This window comes from Bradyrhizobium sp. STM 3561 (genome assembly GCF_045571455.1).
In the GTDB taxonomy this organism is placed as follows: domain Bacteria; phylum Pseudomonadota; class Alphaproteobacteria; order Rhizobiales; family Xanthobacteraceae; genus Bradyrhizobium; species Bradyrhizobium vignae.
Genome location: NZ_CP120695.1, coordinates 870,898 through 888,284, shown reverse-complemented (window position 1 = coordinate 888,284; position 17,387 = coordinate 870,898). Strand labels below are relative to the sequence as shown.

The window sequence follows — 17,387 nt, the reverse complement described above, 5'->3', positions numbered from 1 at the left end:
CGTCATGCCCGGGCTTGTCCCGCCTGCGCGGTCGAAGCCGGCGCGGCGAAGGCCCGAAGATCCACGCGTGGATGGCCGGATCAAGCCGGGCCATGACGGATGAGGGTGCGGCGGGGCCGACGTCCTAGAGAGTTGCCGATCCGTCGATCTCAATTTGCGCGTCCATCTGTACCTCGACCTCGGTCACCGAGAACAAGTCCCGCTCCGGCTCGACGGTCCAAGGCATGTGCTTGGCGCGGGCGGCGGCGACGGGGGCGAAGAAGCTGCGGTGATGAATGGACGGGCCGAGACGGTCGAGCGCCTCGAGATGTTCGGGGACGGCATAGCCCTTGTGCTGCTCGAAGCCGTAGCCGGGGCAGTCCTGCGCCAGCGCGCACATCAGCCGGTCGCGGGTAACCTTGGCGACAATGGATGCCGCGGCGATCGACAGCACGATGCCGTCGCCGCCGATCACCGCCTCGCAATCGCATTCCGTTTCGAGCCGGTCGCGGCCGTCGACGAAGACGTGCCTGGGCGTCTCGGGCAGTGCCACCACGGCGCGCTTCAGCGCCCATAGCGAGGCGCGCAGGATGTTGTCGCGGTCGATGCGCGCGGGCGAGGCGACGACAACCGAGACCTGCGCGGTGGCGCAGATCTTGTCGAACAGTTTTTCGCGCTCCTCGGCGGTCAGGCGCTTGGAATCATCGATGCCGCGCGGAATGCGGTCGGGATCGAGAATCACCGCCGCCGCCACCACGGGGCCGGCGAGCGGGCCGCGGCCGGCCTCGTCGCAACCGGCGACCGGCCAGACGCCGCGCTTGATCAACGCGCGCTCCCGACGAAAGCTGGGGGGAGCAATGGCAATGATACCTTTCTTGCCGGCAGCAACCTCCGGAGCGCCAGCCGCAGGCGTCTTGACCGCCTTGTCAGGCGCGGCCTTCTTCGCGGCCTGCTTCTTGGGCGCGTCTTTGGCTGGGTTCTTGGCGGACTTGTCCCGAATCATGGCCGGGATCGTGCGCAAGGGGCTTCGCCAGCGCAACCTGGAACCCAGGATAATTCCCGTTATTCAGGCTGGCCGCCCCTATTCCGCCAGATGCACCCGTCGGTCCTCGCCCACCTCGATGCCAGGCGCGACCACGACCTCCCAGACATGGCCGTCGGGATCAGCAAAATAGCCGCAATAGCCACCGTAATCGGTCTCGTGCGCCGCCTTCAGCAAGGCGGCTCCCTTCCCGATGGCGAAGGCCAGCACCTGATCGACCTCCCCGCGCGTCGCGCAATTCCAGGCGAGCGTGGTGCCACGAAAGGTCGTGGGCCTCGGCCGGTCAGGCACCGATGCGCCGGCCGCGAGCCGATCCCAATGATAAAGCGCGAGCACCGGACCTCCGGTGTCGTAGAAGGCGACCGCCTCGCCGGTCGCCTTCAGGCGGCGCGAGAAGCCGAGTGCGTCGTAAAACGCGATACTGGCGCGGATGTCGCTGACACCCAACGTAATGACGGTCAGTCGTGGCACCGGCACGGCGAGTTCCTTAACCACGCGATGCCTCTTCCGTTTGTCCGGTCAGAACAGGCTGAGCTGGTCGCCGTTCCGCTTCGGCCGCGCAAAGTGGTCCGTCGTCAGCTTGGAGCGGCGCTTGTTGAGGCCGAGTCTGTCGCAAGCGATCTCGAAGCGGCGGCCGATGGTCCAGGCCATCGGGCCGGTGCCCTTCATCCGCTCGCCCCATTTCGCATCGTAGTCGCGTCCGCCGCGCATGTCGCGGATCAGGGTGAAGACGTGGCGGTAGCGGTCCGGATAGTTCGCCATCAGCCATTCGCGGAAGAGATCGCGGACCTCCAGCGGCAACCGCAGCAGCACGTACGAGGCCTCCTTGACGCCGGCGTGGGCGGCGGCATCGAGGATTCGCTCGATCTCGGAATCGTTCAGCGCGGGAATCACGGGCGCAACCATCACCGTGGTGGGAATGCCGGCATCAGAGAGCTGCTTCAGCGCCTCCAGCCGCCTCGGTGGTGTCGAGGCCCGCGGCTCCATGGTGCGCGCCAGCTTCGGGTCGAGCGAGGTGACGGATATCGCGACCTTGGCGAGGTTGCGCTTGGCCATCCGCGCGAGAATGTCGATGTCGCGCACGACCAGCGCCGACTTGGTGACGATGCCGACCGGATGGCTAGCGCGTTCCAGCACCTCGAGGATGCCGCGCATGATCTTTCGCTCGCGTTCGATCGGCTGATAGGGATCGGTGTTGGTGCCGATCGCGATCATCCGCGGCTCGTAGCCGGGTGCGGCGAGCTCCTTCTCCAGCAGCGAAGGTGCCTCTGGCTTCACGAACAGTTTTGACTCGAAGTCCAGCCCCGGCGAGAGGCCGAGATAGGCATGTGTCGGCCGCGCGAAGCAATAGACACAGCCATGCTCGCAGCCGCGATACGGATTGATCGAGCGGTCGAAGCCGATGTCGGGGGAGTCGTTCCGGGTGATGACCTTGCGCGAGGTGTCCACACCGACCGTGGTCTTGAACGGCGGCAGCTCTTCCAGGCTCTGCCAGCCGTCATCGAAAGCGACGCGCGCCTCGGCCTCGTAGCGGCCGGTGGCATTGGATTGTGCTCCCCGCCCTCGCCGGCGCGCGCGGTCGATGGCGACGCCAAGCTCGGGGAAATCTGAAGGCGCACCCGCCGGCTCGGAGGGCGCCGTGACCGGCGGGTGCTTGAGGGCACGAGAGGATGCTCGACTCATGAGCCCAACATAGCACGCAAACGGAACAAATCAAGAACAAGAACAAAAAACGCGAAAACAACCCCATGCAAAGTAGCCACCCAAATTTCGGGCGCGCGCCTTTGACATCACGCAACACGCCGGTCGCGACGATTTCGTTTGATCCCGCACAGGGATCGATCGCGCCGGAACAAAGTTGGTGACGATCGCTGGGTGAAAGCCGACAGGAACATGACAATTCAACAAAAAACGGCCGCCGCGAGCAGCGACCTCGGTCTGCTCGATCGCTATTGGCGCGCCGCCAACTACCTCTCCGTCGGGCAAATCTACCTGCTCGATAATCCGCTGCTGCGCGAGCCGTTACGACCCGAGCACATCAAGCCGCGTTTGCTCGGCCATTGGGGCACGACGCCCGGCCTGAACTTCATCTACGCCCATCTCAACCGCGTCATCCGCGCGCTGGACCTCAACGTGATCTATGTCTGCGGTCCCGGCCATGGTGGACCGGGCATGGTCGCCAACACCTACCTCGAAGGCAGCTACAGCGAGATCTATCCCGACATCGCGCGGGATACCGACGGATTGCGCAAGCTGTTCAGGCAGTTCTCCTTCCCCGGCGGCATTCCGAGCCATGCGGCGCCGGAGACGCCGGGCTCGATCCACGAAGGCGGCGAACTCGGCTACGCGCTGGTGCACGCCTATGGCGCGGCATTCGACAACCCTGATTTGATCGTCGCCTGCGTCGTCGGCGACGGCGAGGCGGAAACCGGCCCGTTAGCTGCGTCGTGGCATTCGAACAAGTTCTTGAACCCGGCCCATGACGGCGCGGTGCTGCCGATCCTGCATCTCAACGGCTACAAGATCGCAAATCCGACCGTGCTCGGACGGATGCAAGATGCGGAGATCCGCGATCTCTTCCATGGGTTCGGCCATGAGCCGCTGTTCGTTGCGGGCGATGATCCCAAATTGATGCACCACGCCATGGCGGATGCGCTCGATGTCGCGCTCGCCAGTATCCGCTCGATCCAGCAGCACGCCCGTGACGGGCGCACGAGCGTCGGGCGGCCGCGCTGGCCGATGATCGTGCTGCGCAGCCCGAAAGGCTGGACTGGCCCGAAGGAAGTCGACGGCAAGAAGGTCGAGGGTTTTTGGCGCGCGCATCAAGTGCCCGTCGCGAGCTGCCGCGAGAACCCGGCGCACCTCAAGCTGCTCGAACACTGGATGCGCAGCTATGAGCCCGAAAAGCTGTTCGACGCGAACGGCGCGCTCATTCCCGAGCTCCAGGCGCTCGCGCCCGAAGGCGTCAGGCGCATGGGCGCCAATCCACATGCCAATGGCGGCCTCCTGAAGAAAGAGCTGAAACTGCCCGACTTTCGCAGCTTCGCAATCGAGGTGCCGCAGCCCGGCGGCACCGTGGCGGAAGCGACGCGCGAGCTCGGCAAATTCCTGCGCGACGTCATTCGTCTCAATGCGCAACAACGCAATTTCCGCATCACGGGCCCGGACGAGACGGCGTCGAACCGGTTAGACGCCGTGTTCGAAGCGACCGAACGCGTCTGGATGGAACCGATCGAGCCTTACGACGTGCATCTCGCGCAGGATGGGCGCGTGATGGAAGTCTTGAGCGAGCATCTCTGCCAGGGCTGGCTGGAAGGCTATCTGCTGACCGGACGGCACGGCTTCTTCTCCTGCTACGAAGCCTTCATCCACATCGTGGATTCCATGTTCAACCAGCATGCCAAATGGCTGAAGGTTACGCGCGACCTGCCGTGGCGGCGCCCGATCGCCTCGCTCAACTATCTTCTGACCTCGCATGTCTGGCGGCAGGACCATAACGGCTTCAGCCATCAGGACCCCGGTTTCGTCGACCTTGTCGCCAACAAGAAGTCCGACATCGTCCGCATCTACTTCCCGCCGGATGCCAACACGCTGCTGTGGATCGCCGACCATTGCCTGCGCACCTACAACCGCATCAACGTGATCGTCGCCGGCAAGCAGCCGGCGCCGCAATGGCTGTCGATGCAGGACGCGGCGACACACTGCGATGCAGGCATCGGCATCTGGACCTGGGCCGGAACGGAGGACGAAAAGGAGGAGCCCGACGTGGTGATGGCCTGCGCCGGCGACGTGCCGACATTGGAGACGCTCGCCGCCGTCGATCTCTTGCGCAAGGCACTGCCGGATCTGAAGATCCGCGTCGTCAACGTCGTCGACCTCATGACACTGCAACCCAAGGAGCAGCATCCGCACGGCCTGTCCGACCGCGACTTCGACAGCCTGTTCACGCGCGACAAGCCGGTGATCTTCGCCTATCACGGCTACCCTTATCTCATTCACCGGCTGACCTATAACCGCACCAATCATGCCGGCATGCATGTGCGCGGCTTTGCCGAGGAAGGCACCACGACGACGCCCTTCGATATGGTCGTTCTCAACGAGCTCGATCGCTACCACCTCGCCATCGAGGCGATCGAGCGCGTGCCGGGGCTCGCGACCAGGGCCGCACAAGTGAAGCAGCGATTCCGCGACAGGCTGATCGAGCACTCCCGCTACATCCGCGAGCATGGCGAGGATGTGCCTGAGATCCGCGACTGGGTCTGGCCGAACAGCGCCGGCGGCAACACGCCGGCCGAAGCCGGCGACTAGCCATGTCGAACACGGTCCTCGCGCTGAATTCGGGATCGTCGAGCATCAAGTTCGGCCTGTTCGAGATTGCGGCGGCCGATCCCATCCTGCTGTGCAAGGGCCAGCTCGACGAACACGAGGCAAAACCCCGGCTCATCGTGAGGAGCGCCGCGGGGGAGGACCTGGTCGAGACGCGGAGAGACGCATCGGATGCCGAGGACGGTCATCTGTTCGCCGACGTGCTCGCCTTCGTCGAGGACCGGTTCGGCGAACGCAGCCTCCGTGCCGTCGGCCATCGCATCGTTCACGGCGGGCCGGATTATTCAGGCCCTGTCGTCCTGACGGACGATCTCACCGCGAAGCTGCAGGCGTTGACACCGCTGGCGCCGCTGCACCAGCCGCGCTGCCTTGCGCCAGTCCGCACGCTCGCGGCGCTCCGGCCCGGGCTGACGCAGATCGCGTGTTTCGACACCGCCTTCCACCACGGCCTCGCGCCGCCGGCGAGCCGCTTCGCCATTCCCAGGCGCTTCGAGGCGCGTGGCGTCAGGCGTTACGGCTTCCACGGCCTGTCTTTCGAATATGTCGCAGGACGCCTGGCCGAGATCGCGCCGGAGCTCACGGCGAGGCGCATCGTCATCGCGCATCTCGGCAACGGCGCCAGCCTCTGCGCATTGCGCAATGGCCGCAGCGTCGACACCACGATGGGGCTGACGCCGCTCGACGGCCTCGTGATGGGCACGCGCTGCGGCACGATCGATCCCGGCGTGCTGCTCTATCTGCAGCAACACGAGAACATGTCGGTCGAGGAGGTCCAACACCTGCTCTATCACGAGTCAGGCCTCTTCGGCGTCTCCGGCACCTCCGCGGACATGCGCACGCTGCTGGCGAGCGGCGAGGCTGCGGCGCGAGAGGCGGTCGATCTCTTCGTCTTCCGTGCGGCGCAGGGGATTGCGATGATGTCGACCAGGCTCGAAGGGCTGGACGGTCTGATCTTCACCGGCGGCATCGGCGAGCATGCCAAGGAGATCCGCGGCGCGATCGGCGAGTGTCTCGCCTGGATGGGCGTGCGCATCGATGCTGCTGCGAATGATGCCGCACGCGAGTGCATCAGCCGGGGCGATGGCAGCGTCGAGGTGTTCGTCGTTCCAACGAATGAGGAACTGACGATCGCACGGCACTGCGCAAGGGTGCTGCGAGCGATGGCGACTCCAGGTGGGCGAAGCGTTCTGTCCGCGTTCGCATAAGCAATGAGTTCGCGGAGACAGATCTCTCACCCCGAATGAGTTTGTGTCTCCTGGTATCGCTGCCCTCTCCCACAAGGGGCGAGGGCACAGTCACGCGCATCTCGCTCGCGGATGATTCATCGAGCACTAATGAGTCCCCGACCATATCTGAAAACACCCGATCGCGACCTCGATCACGATCAGGACCACGACCGCGATCTCCAGGCGGAGCGAGCGCTGGGTGTCGATGATGTCGGTCAGTGCGTTGGCGGTCTCCGACACCGCGGTGAGCTTGCGCTCGAGCGTGTCGAGGCGCTCCTTCAACTCGTACTCGTCCTCGAGACGGGAATAGAGTCGATCGAGCTCCGGCTTCTCCCAGAGCACGTCGGGCTTCTCGGCGACCGCGACGCGGCCCGCGACGCGCTGCTGCACCAGCAGTGCATTACCGATCAATTGCAGAATGCCCTTGCGCCGGCGCGGCGTGCGGCCGCCTTCGGCGAGCTCCCGTGCGAACGGCTCGATCACGTCGAAGACCGCGGCGACGCGGCGCTCGTCGCGCGCCAGCGACGTGCTCTTGGCGAGCGCATCCGCGACCAGCAGCAGCCGGTCGTCGGAGAATTTGGCGAGGCAGATCGGCCCGCCCGGCTGGATCGTCTCGGCGGCCTCATCGTTGCAGAGCTGCACCTGTGCGATCTCCTCCTCGTACGGGCTGAGCTCTCCGGTCACACGCGACTTCAGATTATCGACGAGGACCTTCTCCTCGGACGGAAGCAGCCCGATCAGCACCACGACGCCGTAGCGGAAGATTGCGGCAAGGCCGGCATGGACGCGGAAGGCGGCCGGCGTCGAGGACACCAGCGTGCCGATCTCCAGGCTGGAAGCATTGATGCGCTCGCCGAGCATCAGCGCGCGGATCCGCAAGGTCGGCGCAGTCCCCTGCTTCGGCGACGTTGGCATCATGCTGACGGCGGGTTGATCGGCGTTCATGTGAGGCCTCTCCCGGGACCGAGATCGCACATCTTCGTTCGCCCTTTCTTGCAAGCTGAAGTCTCCTCTGAGAGGGACCGACTGCCCGCGCGCAGCGAATCTCGCCATGAAGCTTCGGTTTAATACCGCCGGAATCAGCTTGTGCCGAAACATTCGGCAATATTTCCACCCCGCACATGACACATTTGGCTGCGATGACTGGCTGCGGGTTTACCATCGCATGCCGAAGCGCCGCCGGAAAGTTGCACTCGGCAACGCTACGGGTTTATGACAACATCATAGAACGCTACGCTTCTCCCGAAGTGCCGACACTGAAGCCTCAATCATGCTGAGCGTCATCATTCCGACCGACGGTGTCGAGCAGACGGCGGTCGCAACCCTGGCCGCGCTGGTCCCCGGCGCCGCCGCCGGTGTCATCCGTGAGGTTCTGCTGGTCGACGGCACTCGCAACGGTGTCATCGAGCGCGTTGCCGACGTGGCGGGCTGCCGTTTCATCGGGTTCGAGGGATCTTCGCAAGGCGCCGCGCTCGCCGCCGGCGCGCGGCAGGCCCGATCGCCATGGCTCATGTTCCTGCCTGCAGGCGCCGTGCTGGAAACCGGCTGGATCGAGGAGACCACCCAGTTCATCCAGGCCGTCGCTACCAGCGGCCGGGATCGGGCGGCGGTGTTCCGCTATGCGCGTTCGCCTTACGCAAATACCGCATTGCGCGACATTCTCTGGGCCGTGGCGCGCAAGCTCGTCGGTCCGCTCGGCGATCAAGGGCTGTTGATCGCGCGTGAGCATTACGACCGGATCGGCGGCTACCCGCCCCACGCCCGCCATTCCGAAGCGCGACTGCTCCGGCGGCTCGGCCGGTCGTCCCGGACCATGCTGCGCAGCCGGATCGTCATGGTCGGCTGAAGCGCCGAGATACTTGCCAACGTCAAATAATTAATTGACAATGGCAAGTATCGAGGTGATCACATGCTGTCCAAATCGACCGAACAGGTCTCCGACGACCACATCGCAGCGGTCCGCGCCTTCAACCGCTTCTATACCCGCAAGCTCGGCGTGCTCGACCAGCACCTTGGCAAGACCCCGTTTTCGCTCAGCGAGGCGCGCGTGCTTTATGAACTGGCGCATCGCGACGACCTTGCGGCAAAAGAAATCGGAAACGAGCTTGGTCTCGACCCCGGCTATCTCAGCCGCATCGTCCAGAGCTTTGACGAAAAAGGGCTGATCACGCGAACACCCCTGGCCGCGGATCGTAGGCAATACCAGCTCAGCCTCACCGCCAAGGGCCGCCAGGCTTTCGCCAAGCTGAACCTGAGCTCGCAAAACGAGGTCGCTGCGATGCTGGCTCAGCTTTCAGCCGACGATGCAACGCGGCTCACGCAGGCCATGGCAACCATCGAGGCGGTGCTGGGGCAGCGTCGAAGCCGGCCCGCGGCTTTCGTGCTGCGCAGCCATCGCGTCGGCGACATGGGCTGGGTCATCTCACGGCAAGGCGCCGCCTATGCCGCGGACTACAACTGGGACATCAGCTACGAGGCGCTGGTCGCCGAGATCTGCGCACAGTTCATCAAGAACTACGACGCCGCGCGCGAGCACTGCTGGATCGCGGAAATGGAAGGCGAGCCGATCGGCTCGATCTTTCTGGTCAAGGCCACGGACGAGATTGCGAAGCTGCGCCTGTTGCAGGTGGAGAAGAAAGCGCGCGGACTCGGTGTCGGCCGCGCACTGGTCGAGCAATGCATCCAGGGCGCCCGCGAGAGGGGCTACAGCAAGATGACTCTGTGGACGCAGAGCATCCTGGTCGCCGCGCGCGGGATCTACAAGAGTGCGGGATTCAACCTGGTCGCGACCGAGCCGCATCACAGCTTCGGGCAAGATTTGATTGGGGAAACGTGGGAACGGGATCTCTGACGATCTCGCAGCGAGCGAGATGCGCGTTGCTGTGCCCTCTTCCCTTGCGGGAGAGGGCATGTCAACTCGCAAACACAAGCTCGCTCGGGTGAGGGATATCTCACCGATGCGGATGGATACCCCTCATCCGGCGCTTCGCGCCACCTTCTCCCACAAGCGCAGAAGGGAAGCGGTCCGCACCTAAAGCGCGATGAGATTTGGATGAATCGTCATCGCGCTCCAGGGTTATTGTTTGCGCGTGATCTTTCCGGAAAACCGCTTCGCACTTTTCCGGATCATGCTTTAGCTCGGCATTCAAGCAACAATCATCACACCGTCGCGCCTTGCGCCTTCGGGCGGCGCAGATGCTCGTCCAGCCGCGGCATGATCTCGACGAAATTGCAGGGGCGCGTGCGGTAGTCGAGCTGGGCTGCGAGGATGCCGTCCCAGCCGTCGCGGCAGGCGCCGGGCGAACCCGGCAGGCAGAATATGTAGGTCGCGCCCGCAACGCCGGCGGTGGCACGGCTCTGGATCGTCGACGTCCCGATCTTGGCGTGGCTCAGCATGTGGAACGCGATCGAGAAACCGTCCATGCGCTTCTCGAACAGCGGCTCGATCGCCTCCGGCGTCACGTCGCGTCCCGTAAAGCCGGTGCCGCCGGTGGTGATGACGACGTCAATGCCGCTATCGGCAATCCAGCGGCGGATGACGGCACGGATCGCCTCGACGTCGTCGGTGACGATCTCGCGCGCGGCGAGATGATGGCCCGCAGCCAGGAGACGGTCGACCAGGGTCTGGCCGGACTTGTCATCCGCAAGCGCGCGCGTGTCGGACACGGTGAGCACCGCGATATTCAGCGGAATGAACTGCTTTGTTTCGTCGATGGAGGTCATGTTGCGTCTTTCGTGTCCCGGACAAGGTGCGGCGCATCAGCGCCGCGCCGCAGAGCCGGGGCCCAGTTCGGAGACTTGGGAGACCGGCATTGTGGGCCCCGGCTCTGCAGCGCACCGCTGAAGAAGCGCTGCGCTGAGTCCGGGGCACGGTGTCGAGAATTACAACGCTCCCGCACCGAAGGTGTTGCAAGCCTGGACCGTGCCCTGCTGGTAGCCGGTCATGAACCACTGCTTGCGCTGCGCCGCCGAGCCGTGGGTGAAGGAGTCAGGCACGACGCGGCCCGTGGCCTGGCGCTGCAGCGTGTCGTCGCCGATCGCGCTCGCCGTGGTCAGCGCGGCGTCGATGTCGCCGGGCTCGAGGAAGTTCGGACGCTTCTTCGCCTCGCGATTGACCCACACGCCGGAGAGACAATCCGCCTGCAACTCGACCTTCACCTGAAGCGCATTCGCCTCGGCCTTCGAGCCGGCCTGCTGCTGCAGCCGCGTCACGCGCGGAATGATGCCGAGCAGGTTCTGGATGTGATGGCCGGCCTCATGGGCGATGATGTAGGCGGTGGTGAAATTGCACGCCGACTTGCCGGAGCAGCCGCGGAAGCGCGTCTCGACCTCGCGGAAGAACGAAGTGTCGAGGAAGATGGTGCGATCAGGTGGACAGTAGAACGGCCCCATCGCCGACTGCGCCATGCCGCAGCGGCCACCATTGGTGGCGTTGCGGAACAGCACGATCTTCGGACCGGTATAGGACTGACCGCTGGCCTGGAAGATCTCGCTCCAGCGGTCGTCGATCTCGCCGAGGATGCCGGAGATCATGCTGCCCATCTCGTCGGTCGGCGCGCCGCGCTTGCCCGAGGACGCCTGACGGTCGGTCTGGTAGGTCGGCGCATGGCCGCCGCCGCTGAGGATCTCGGCGCCGCCGATCAGGATGCGCGGGTCGATGCCGAAGGCATAGCCGATCAGGCCGAGCACGATGATGGTGCCGATGCCGAGCCCGCCGCCGCCCATCGGCAGACCGAACCCGCCTCCTCCACCGCCGCCAAAGCCACCACCCTCATCGCGACGATCCTCGATGTCGTCGCTGCGGCGGAAGTCATCGTAGCGCATGGCGGCCTTTCCTCTGCGGTCCCTGATTCAGTTTCGACGGCGCACAATGGTGCGAAAGCTCAACGCGCCACACACGTAAAATTTCCGTTGCGTTTATCAATATCGTGGCCGGCAAAAATTGCCTAGTGCGACAGCATGTCGGTGCCAGCAATTTTTTCCGAGGGTCGAGCAATTTTTTCCGAGGGAAATTTGCAGCCATCTTGCAGCCATGATTGCGGCCGCGCGCCGAGCAAACGCGAAATACACTGTAAAACAAGGCGCATGCGCGCGACAACACGCGCACAAGCGGCGATGCACGGCCTGCTCACAAAAGCAGCGGGTTAAGTCGATTTTTACTTTGCCGCTTCAATGTAGCGGTCAGTCGGTTGTTTGGTCCCGCGTCGCCGACAGCGTCGCCTGAGTCAGAGTTCTTGAGTCATGGTAGAGTCGCGTCGCGGGGCGTCTGCAAGGGCGCCCCGCACAAATTTCGAGTCTCCGTCGCATCGCATCATCGTCGGCGATTGCGTCGCCGAGATGTCGAAGCTTCAGGCAGGCAGCGTCGACCTGGTGTTCGCCGACCCGCCCTACAATCTCCAGCTCAAGGGCGATCTCAAGCGCCCCGACGAATCCCATGTCGATGCCGTCAATGACGACTGGGACAAGTTCGATTCGTTTGCTGCGTATGACAATTTCACCCGCGCCTGGCTGCTTGCCGCCCGCCGCGCGATGAAGCCATCCGCGACGATCTGGGTGATCGGCTCCTATCACAACATCTTCCGCGTCGGCGCGATCATGCAGGATCTCGGCTTCTGGCTCCTGAACGACATCGTCTGGCGCAAGACCAATCCGATGCCGAACTTCCGCGGCCGCCGTTTCACCAACGCGCACGAAACGATGATCTGGGCCGCGCGGGACGAGAAGGCCAAGGGCTACACGTTCAACTACGAGGCGCTGAAGGCCGCCAACGAGGACGTGCAGGCGCGGTCCGACTGGCTGATCCCGCTCTGCACCGGCGAGGAGCGCCTCAAGGGCGCCGACGGCAAGAAAGTGCATCCGACGCAGAAGCCCGAAGGGCTGCTCGCGCGCGTGCTGCTGTCGTCATCGAAGCCAGGCGATCTCGTGATCGATCCCTTCAACGGCACCGGCACCACCGGCGCTGTCGCCAAGCGCCTCGGCCGCTCCTATATCGGCTTCGAGCGCGACAAGACCTATGCGAAAGCGGCGGAGGCACGCATCGCCGCGGTGGAGCCGCTGCCTGAGGCAAGCCTTGCCCCGTTCATGACAGCGCGCGAGGCACCGCGCGTCGCGTTCTCCGAGCTGATCGAGCGCGGCATGATCATGCCCGGCACGAAACTATTCGACGCCAAGAAGAAGCTGGGCGCGCTGGTGCGCGCCGACGGTGCCATCATGCTCGGCGACAAGGTCGGCTCGATCCACCGCATCGGCGCGGTCGCGCAAGGCGCGCAGGCCTGCAACGGCTGGACCTTCTGGCACGTCGAAACCAAGAAGGGTCTCAAGCTGATCGACGAGCTGCGTGCCGAGATCCGCGCCGGCATGGCGGCGGAGTAGCCCTCCCTCCGTCATTCCGGGGCGCGCAAAACGCGAACCCGGAATCCATCCTGCTACAGCACATCCGGCCCAATGGATCCCGGCTCGCGCCAAGAGGCGCGGCCCGGAACGACGGCGGCGGATGGTTGAAAGCCGCCCCTGCCAGGACTAGATTCGCCCGATCAGCCCCGTCCTGACCGGTTGGGCTCCATGCGACGACAGTCCGAGACATTGCTGCTGGTGCCGCTGCTGCCGATCTTCCTGGTCGGCATGTTTCCGATGTTCCTGATCGCGCTTCTCGGTTTCTTCGGTCTGGCGCTGTTCGGCGTGCTCGTGATCTGCGTCGGGCTCGCCAGCAGCAACGAGGCGCACGACAATTTCAACCATGACGTCATCGTTCACGGCTACGCGCGCGGATCGGAGCGCGCGGCGCGGGCCTCCGACATGCATCTCGCCGCGCGGCTCGGCCTGCGGCTGGAGGCCGTGGGCACGGCCATGGTCATTACGGCGGCAATCGGCCTCTGTTACGCCGCCTGATCTGCGCCACGCGCAGACACCGCCCGGCAAACTCGCCGGTTGCTCTCCCGCAACGGGCTCAGGCAAGACAAGGCCCGCCCAACGACGCCTCGTGCGCACGCGGCAACAGACACCGAGGAGATGTGTGATGCTCAAATTCTATTTCAACGGATCGCCGAACCCGACCAAGGTCGCGCTCTATCTGGAAGAGTCCGGCCTGCCGTTTCAGCCGGTCGCGGTCGACACCCGCAAGGGCGAGCAGTTCACGCCGGAGTTCCTCAAGATCAACCCGAACGGCAAGGTGCCGGCGATCGACGATGGCGGCACCATCGTGTTCGACTCGAACGCCATCCTGCTTTATCTCGCCGAGAAGACCGGCAAGTTCCTGCCCACGAACCGCGCCGAATTGCTGTCCTGGCTGATGTTCATCGCCACCGGCGTCGGGCCCTATTCGGGCCAGGCCGTGCACTTCAAGCATTTTGCGCCGAAGGACCAGAACCACGATTACGCCCATAACCGCTACCAGTACGAGACCGATCGCCATTACAAGATTCTCGACGGTCACCTCAAAGACCGCCGCTACATGGTGGGCGACAGCTATTCGATCGTCGACATGGCGCTGTGGGGCTGGGCGCGGATGGTGCCGTTCAAGCTCGGCGACGACGCCTTTGCGCGATACCCGAATGTGAAGCGGCTCGTCGACGAGATTTCGGCACGCCCGGCGGCGGCACGCGCCATCGCCCTGAAGGACAAGTTCACCTTCAAGGCCGAGATGGACGACGAAGCGCGCAGCAACATGTTCAAGCACATGACGACCAAGGTGGCTTGAGCGCGCCGCTCTTCGAGGCCACGCGCATGCGCGTGGCCTCTTGCGTTTGAGACTTCAGGCGGAGTGGACCGAACTCAGGAACTTGGCCACTTCCAGCTTGAGGCGGTTGCTGTCGGCCGAGAGCGAGCGCGCCGCCGACAGCACCTGCGAGGAGGCCGAGCCGGTCTCGGAGGCGCCGCGCTGCACGTCGCTGATGTTGGACGATACGAGCTGCGTGCCTTGGGCCGCCTGCTGGACGTTGCGGGAGATCTCCTGCGTCGCCGCGCCCTGCTGCTCCACGGCGGCGGCGACCGTGGACGAAATCTCCGACAGCCGCTCGATGGTGCCGCTGATCTCCCTGATCGAGCCGACCGACTCCTCCGTCGCGGCCTGGATGCTGGAGACCTGCTGGGCGATCTCGCCGGTGGCCTTCGCAGTCTGCTCAGCGAGCGCCTTGACCTCGGAAGCGACCACCGCAAAGCCGCGGCCGGCTTCGCCCGCACGCGCCGCCTCGATCGTGGCGTTCAGCGCCAAGAGGTTGGTCTGGCCGGCGATGGTGCTGATGAGCTCGACCACGTCACCGATCCGGGCGGCGGCCTTGGAGAGCGCGCCGACGCGCTCGTTGGTCCTGCTCGCCTGACCGACGGCCTCGGTGGCGATGCGGGCGGATTCCTGCACCTGACGGGCAATCTCGGATACCGAGGAGGAGAGCTCCTCGGTCGCCGAGGCGACCGCCTGCACATTGGCCGAAGCCTCCTGCGACGCGCTGGCGACCTCCGTCGAGAGGTCCTGGGCCCGCGCGGCGGTCGTGGTCAAGGTGCCTGCGGAGGCTTCGAGCTCGCTCGATGCCGACGATACCGTGTTCACGATCTCACCGACCGCCTGCTCGAACTGATCGGCAAGCCGGACCATGTCTTTCTTGCGACTCTCGGCCTGCAGCGCCTCGAGCTCGGCCTGCTCGGCGCGCATGCGCTCGGTCTCGATCATGTTGTCCTTGAACACCTGGATCGCCTTGGCCATGTCGCCGACCTCGTCAGCCCTGCCGCGGCCGGGAATCTCGGCCTCGAGATTGCCGCCGGCAAGCCGCCCCATCGCGTGCGTCATCGAGGTCAGGGGACCGACGATGCTGCGGCCGATCAGGAAGGCGACGATGCCACCGAACAAGATGGCGAGCCCGCCGGCGATCTCCTGAACGGTCGTCGTGCTGGCGATCACGGCTTCGGCATTGTTGCGCGAGTCCCGGTAGTCCTTCTTCAGGGTCGTTTCCGCGGCCTTGAGCTTGCCGATACTGTCGACGATGAGGGGCGCGAGGTTCTTGTGGTAGATCTCGTCGGCTTGAAGCATCGCGGCGGACGTCGTCTCGAATGCCGATTTGTAGATTCCGAGGGAGGTCTTCACCGGCGTGAGCGTGGCGCGCAACTCCGCCGCCTGCGGGCTCTTTTCGATGGCCGCGAGCCGTTGCGCTGCCCTGTCCACACTCGCCCTGAAATTCGCAGGCCCCTGGACATCACGCACGGCCAGGAAACGCCAGGTTGCGACCCGAACAAGAAGGATTCTGGATTCGAGGTCGGCGACCAGGGCCGCCGTGTCTTCATCGACGGCAGCCCGCGCCGCGTCGACCAGCTTGCCCATCTTGACGGCCAGCTCCTCTCCACTGGGGAGCAGCGTCGCCTTGCCGGTTCTCACCTCGTTGACGGCGTCTCCGAGATTGTCACGCAGGCGTCTCATCTTGGCGATGTCGTCGATCAGGCCGTTGTAGAGCGCTCGCCGCTCCTCGGAGAGCGTCCCCTGCGCGCCCACCCGCAGCAGCTCGGTCGCCGCGGTTTCCCGCTCTTGCGCCTCCTTCATTGCAGGCTCGTTGGCGTCGTAGACGTAGCGCAGGTTGGCCCGCTGGATCGCCTGCAAATGGGCTGATATTTCCAGCACCCGTGCCGTGCTGTCGGAGAGGGCGGATTGTCTTGCGACCTGATCCTGCACGTACCGCAAATTCCAGACGGCAACCACTGCCATCACGAGACCGACCGCCACCAGGGCCATGAAGCCTGCGTACAGGCGTCCCCTGATCCGCAAACGAAATTTCGGCATTCCCACTGTCCACCCAGATGCATTTGAATTCGAGGGGTCGGACAGCTCCGGCGATCGTCACGGCCACTCCGGCAGCCGCACGCCGCGCCCTGGCGACCCACGCTGCACCGCGACACAATGGGGGACACTTCTTAATTGAACCTTCAAATTCTTCGCGGGCATGCGCATCAGCGCACGATAATTTGCTGATTTTATCGGCAGTTGAGCAAGGCTTTCGCGCAGACCAGCAGCCGCATGCAGTGTGGTGCATGCATTTGCCAGGATGAGTACCGATCGGGCGCCCATAAATAGAGGCTGCATCTTGGATCTCTCTATTTCCGCCGGACAGGCTTTTTCAGCTCGTACGCAATCTCCGACCGCGTCATCCCGAAATCCTGAAGCTCACGCTCGCTCATGGCGGCGAGCTGGCAGTGCATCCGCGCGCGCTCTCGCCGCAGCCGGATGATCTCCGCCAGCTTGCGCCAGACCGATACGACCCTCGCAGGCCGTAACGAATGGCGCCGGCCGGCAGACCAGATCGGACTCAAGCCGTCAGCCCGCGGCTCTCGCGGCCGTTTGTGGAAACGGGCCGAGCGCCTTCTCGGTCAGAACCGAGTCGCAGTACTCGCGGATCTCCTTGATCTTGCCGTCCTCGAGGCGAAACACCAGACAATAGTCGTTGTCGTAACGCACGCCTTCGGGTGTGACGTTGTCACCCTTGGCTTCGACGACGACGACGTCGCCATCGGCAATGAAGCGATGGGCGATTGTACGCGTGCGGTCGCGCAGGCGCGTGCGCACATAGCCGTGCAGATCGTTGAGGATCGCCTCCTTGCCCGAAAAGGTGCGGGACCAGGAATATTGCCCGGTCACGATCCATTTGGCGTCGTCGGCAAGGCTGGCGCTGAATAGCGCGCGATCGCGCGCGGCCGGATCGGAATCGGCGGCAGCGGCAAAGATATCCTGCATCAGTTTCTTGTTGGCGGTCGCGTTCATGGCGGCATCTCCGTGGTGTGACATCGCGAAGATCATCGCCGGTCGATCAGAATTCTTCAAATCGATAGTAGATATGATA

Annotated in this window: 16 protein-coding genes; 7 read left to right on the top strand and 9 right to left on the bottom strand. The window is 64.5% G+C overall.

Going from position 1 to position 17,387, the window contains the following annotated elements; all coding sequences use genetic code 11:
- Positions 1–124: 124 nt before the first annotated feature.
- The 3 genes from P6U28_RS03795 to P6U28_RS03785 all read right to left on the bottom strand — a co-directional run bounded on the left by P6U28_RS03795 (position 125) and on the right by P6U28_RS03785 (position 2,704).
- The gene (locus P6U28_RS03795) at positions 125–982 is read right to left on the bottom strand and encodes a ribonuclease HII (protein ID WP_407121779.1); all 858 of its coding nucleotides are present in this window, start codon (positions 980–982) and stop codon (positions 125–127) included.
- A 78-nt stretch (positions 983–1,060) separates the two neighbouring features.
- Positions 1,061–1,516, bottom strand: a complete 456-nt coding sequence (locus tag P6U28_RS03790; protein WP_407121778.1) for a VOC family protein — start codon at positions 1,514–1,516, stop codon at positions 1,061–1,063.
- Positions 1,517–1,540: 24 nt separating this feature from the next.
- A complete protein-coding gene (locus tag P6U28_RS03785) occupies positions 1,541–2,704 on the bottom strand; it encodes a PA0069 family radical SAM protein (RefSeq protein ID WP_407121777.1) in 1,164 nt (387 codons plus the stop codon).
- A gap of 210 nt (positions 2,705–2,914) precedes the next feature.
- Between P6U28_RS03785 and P6U28_RS03780 the strand changes: the two genes are divergently transcribed.
- Complete coding sequence (locus tag P6U28_RS03780) at positions 2,915–5,329, top strand: phosphoketolase (RefSeq protein WP_407121776.1); 2,415 nt, start codon at positions 2,915–2,917, stop codon at positions 5,327–5,329.
- 2 nt (positions 5,330–5,331) lie between these two features.
- Positions 5,332–6,552 carry an acetate/propionate family kinase gene (locus P6U28_RS03775; protein ID WP_407121775.1) on the top strand — a complete coding sequence of 407 codons (1,221 nt, stop codon included), beginning with the start codon at positions 5,332–5,334 and terminating at the stop codon, positions 6,550–6,552.
- A 126-nt stretch (positions 6,553–6,678) separates the two neighbouring features.
- Here the strand turns inward: P6U28_RS03775 and P6U28_RS03770 are convergent, their stop codons facing one another.
- Entirely contained in the window at positions 6,679–7,518 is an 840-nt protein-coding gene (locus P6U28_RS03770; protein WP_407121774.1) for an RMD1 family protein, read from the bottom strand.
- 325 nt (positions 7,519–7,843) lie between these two features.
- On the opposite strand from P6U28_RS03770, the gene P6U28_RS03765 reads away from it, so the two are divergent.
- Together P6U28_RS03765 and P6U28_RS03760 are read left to right on the top strand one after the other, a co-directional pair.
- Positions 7,844–8,419, top strand: coding sequence for a glycosyl transferase (locus P6U28_RS03765; protein WP_122404807.1), 576 nt, complete (start codon positions 7,844–7,846; stop codon positions 8,417–8,419).
- 63 nt (positions 8,420–8,482) lie between these two features.
- The gene (locus P6U28_RS03760) at positions 8,483–9,424 is read left to right on the top strand and encodes a helix-turn-helix domain-containing GNAT family N-acetyltransferase (RefSeq protein WP_122404808.1); all 942 of its coding nucleotides are present in this window, start codon (positions 8,483–8,485) and stop codon (positions 9,422–9,424) included.
- Between the two features lie 308 nt (positions 9,425–9,732).
- On the opposite strand, the gene moaB is transcribed toward P6U28_RS03760, so the two are convergent.
- Positions 9,733–10,296, bottom strand: a complete 564-nt coding sequence (moaB, locus tag P6U28_RS03755) for a molybdenum cofactor biosynthesis protein B (protein WP_122404809.1) — start codon at positions 10,294–10,296, stop codon at positions 9,733–9,735.
- A gap of 159 nt (positions 10,297–10,455) precedes the next feature.
- Positions 10,456–11,397: a neutral zinc metallopeptidase gene (locus tag P6U28_RS03750; RefSeq protein ID WP_129144645.1), complete on the bottom strand. Its 942-nt coding sequence runs from the start codon at positions 11,395–11,397 to the stop codon at positions 10,456–10,458.
- Positions 11,398–11,814: 417 nt separating this feature from the next.
- On the opposite strand from P6U28_RS03750, the gene P6U28_RS03745 reads away from it, so the two are divergent.
- The 3 genes from P6U28_RS03745 to P6U28_RS03735 all read left to right on the top strand — a co-directional run bounded on the left by P6U28_RS03745 (position 11,815) and on the right by P6U28_RS03735 (position 14,269).
- A complete protein-coding gene (locus P6U28_RS03745; RefSeq protein ID WP_129144646.1) occupies positions 11,815–12,945 on the top strand; it encodes a site-specific DNA-methyltransferase in 1,131 nt (376 codons plus the stop codon).
- Positions 12,946–13,134: 189 nt separating this feature from the next.
- Positions 13,135–13,461 (top strand): hypothetical protein, encoded by a 327-nt coding sequence (locus P6U28_RS03740; RefSeq protein ID WP_122404812.1) that lies wholly within the window; start codon positions 13,135–13,137, stop codon positions 13,459–13,461.
- Between the two features lie 127 nt (positions 13,462–13,588).
- A complete protein-coding gene (locus tag P6U28_RS03735; RefSeq protein WP_162500403.1) occupies positions 13,589–14,269 on the top strand; it encodes a glutathione S-transferase family protein in 681 nt (226 codons plus the stop codon).
- Positions 14,270–14,323: 54 nt separating this feature from the next.
- On the opposite strand, the gene P6U28_RS03730 is transcribed toward P6U28_RS03735, so the two are convergent.
- The 3 genes from P6U28_RS03730 to P6U28_RS03720 form a co-directional block, all read right to left on the bottom strand.
- Positions 14,324–16,333: a methyl-accepting chemotaxis protein gene (locus P6U28_RS03730; RefSeq protein WP_407121773.1), complete on the bottom strand. Its 2,010-nt coding sequence runs from the start codon at positions 16,331–16,333 to the stop codon at positions 14,324–14,326.
- A 311-nt stretch (positions 16,334–16,644) separates the two neighbouring features.
- A complete protein-coding gene (locus tag P6U28_RS03725) occupies positions 16,645–16,860 on the bottom strand; it encodes a DUF1127 domain-containing protein (protein WP_407121772.1) in 216 nt (71 codons plus the stop codon).
- A 4-nt stretch (positions 16,861–16,864) separates the two neighbouring features.
- On the bottom strand, positions 16,865–17,308 hold the full coding sequence (locus P6U28_RS03720) for a nuclear transport factor 2 family protein (protein WP_407121771.1): 444 nt from the start codon (positions 17,306–17,308) through the stop codon (positions 16,865–16,867).
- Positions 17,309–17,387: the final 79 nt, after the last annotated feature.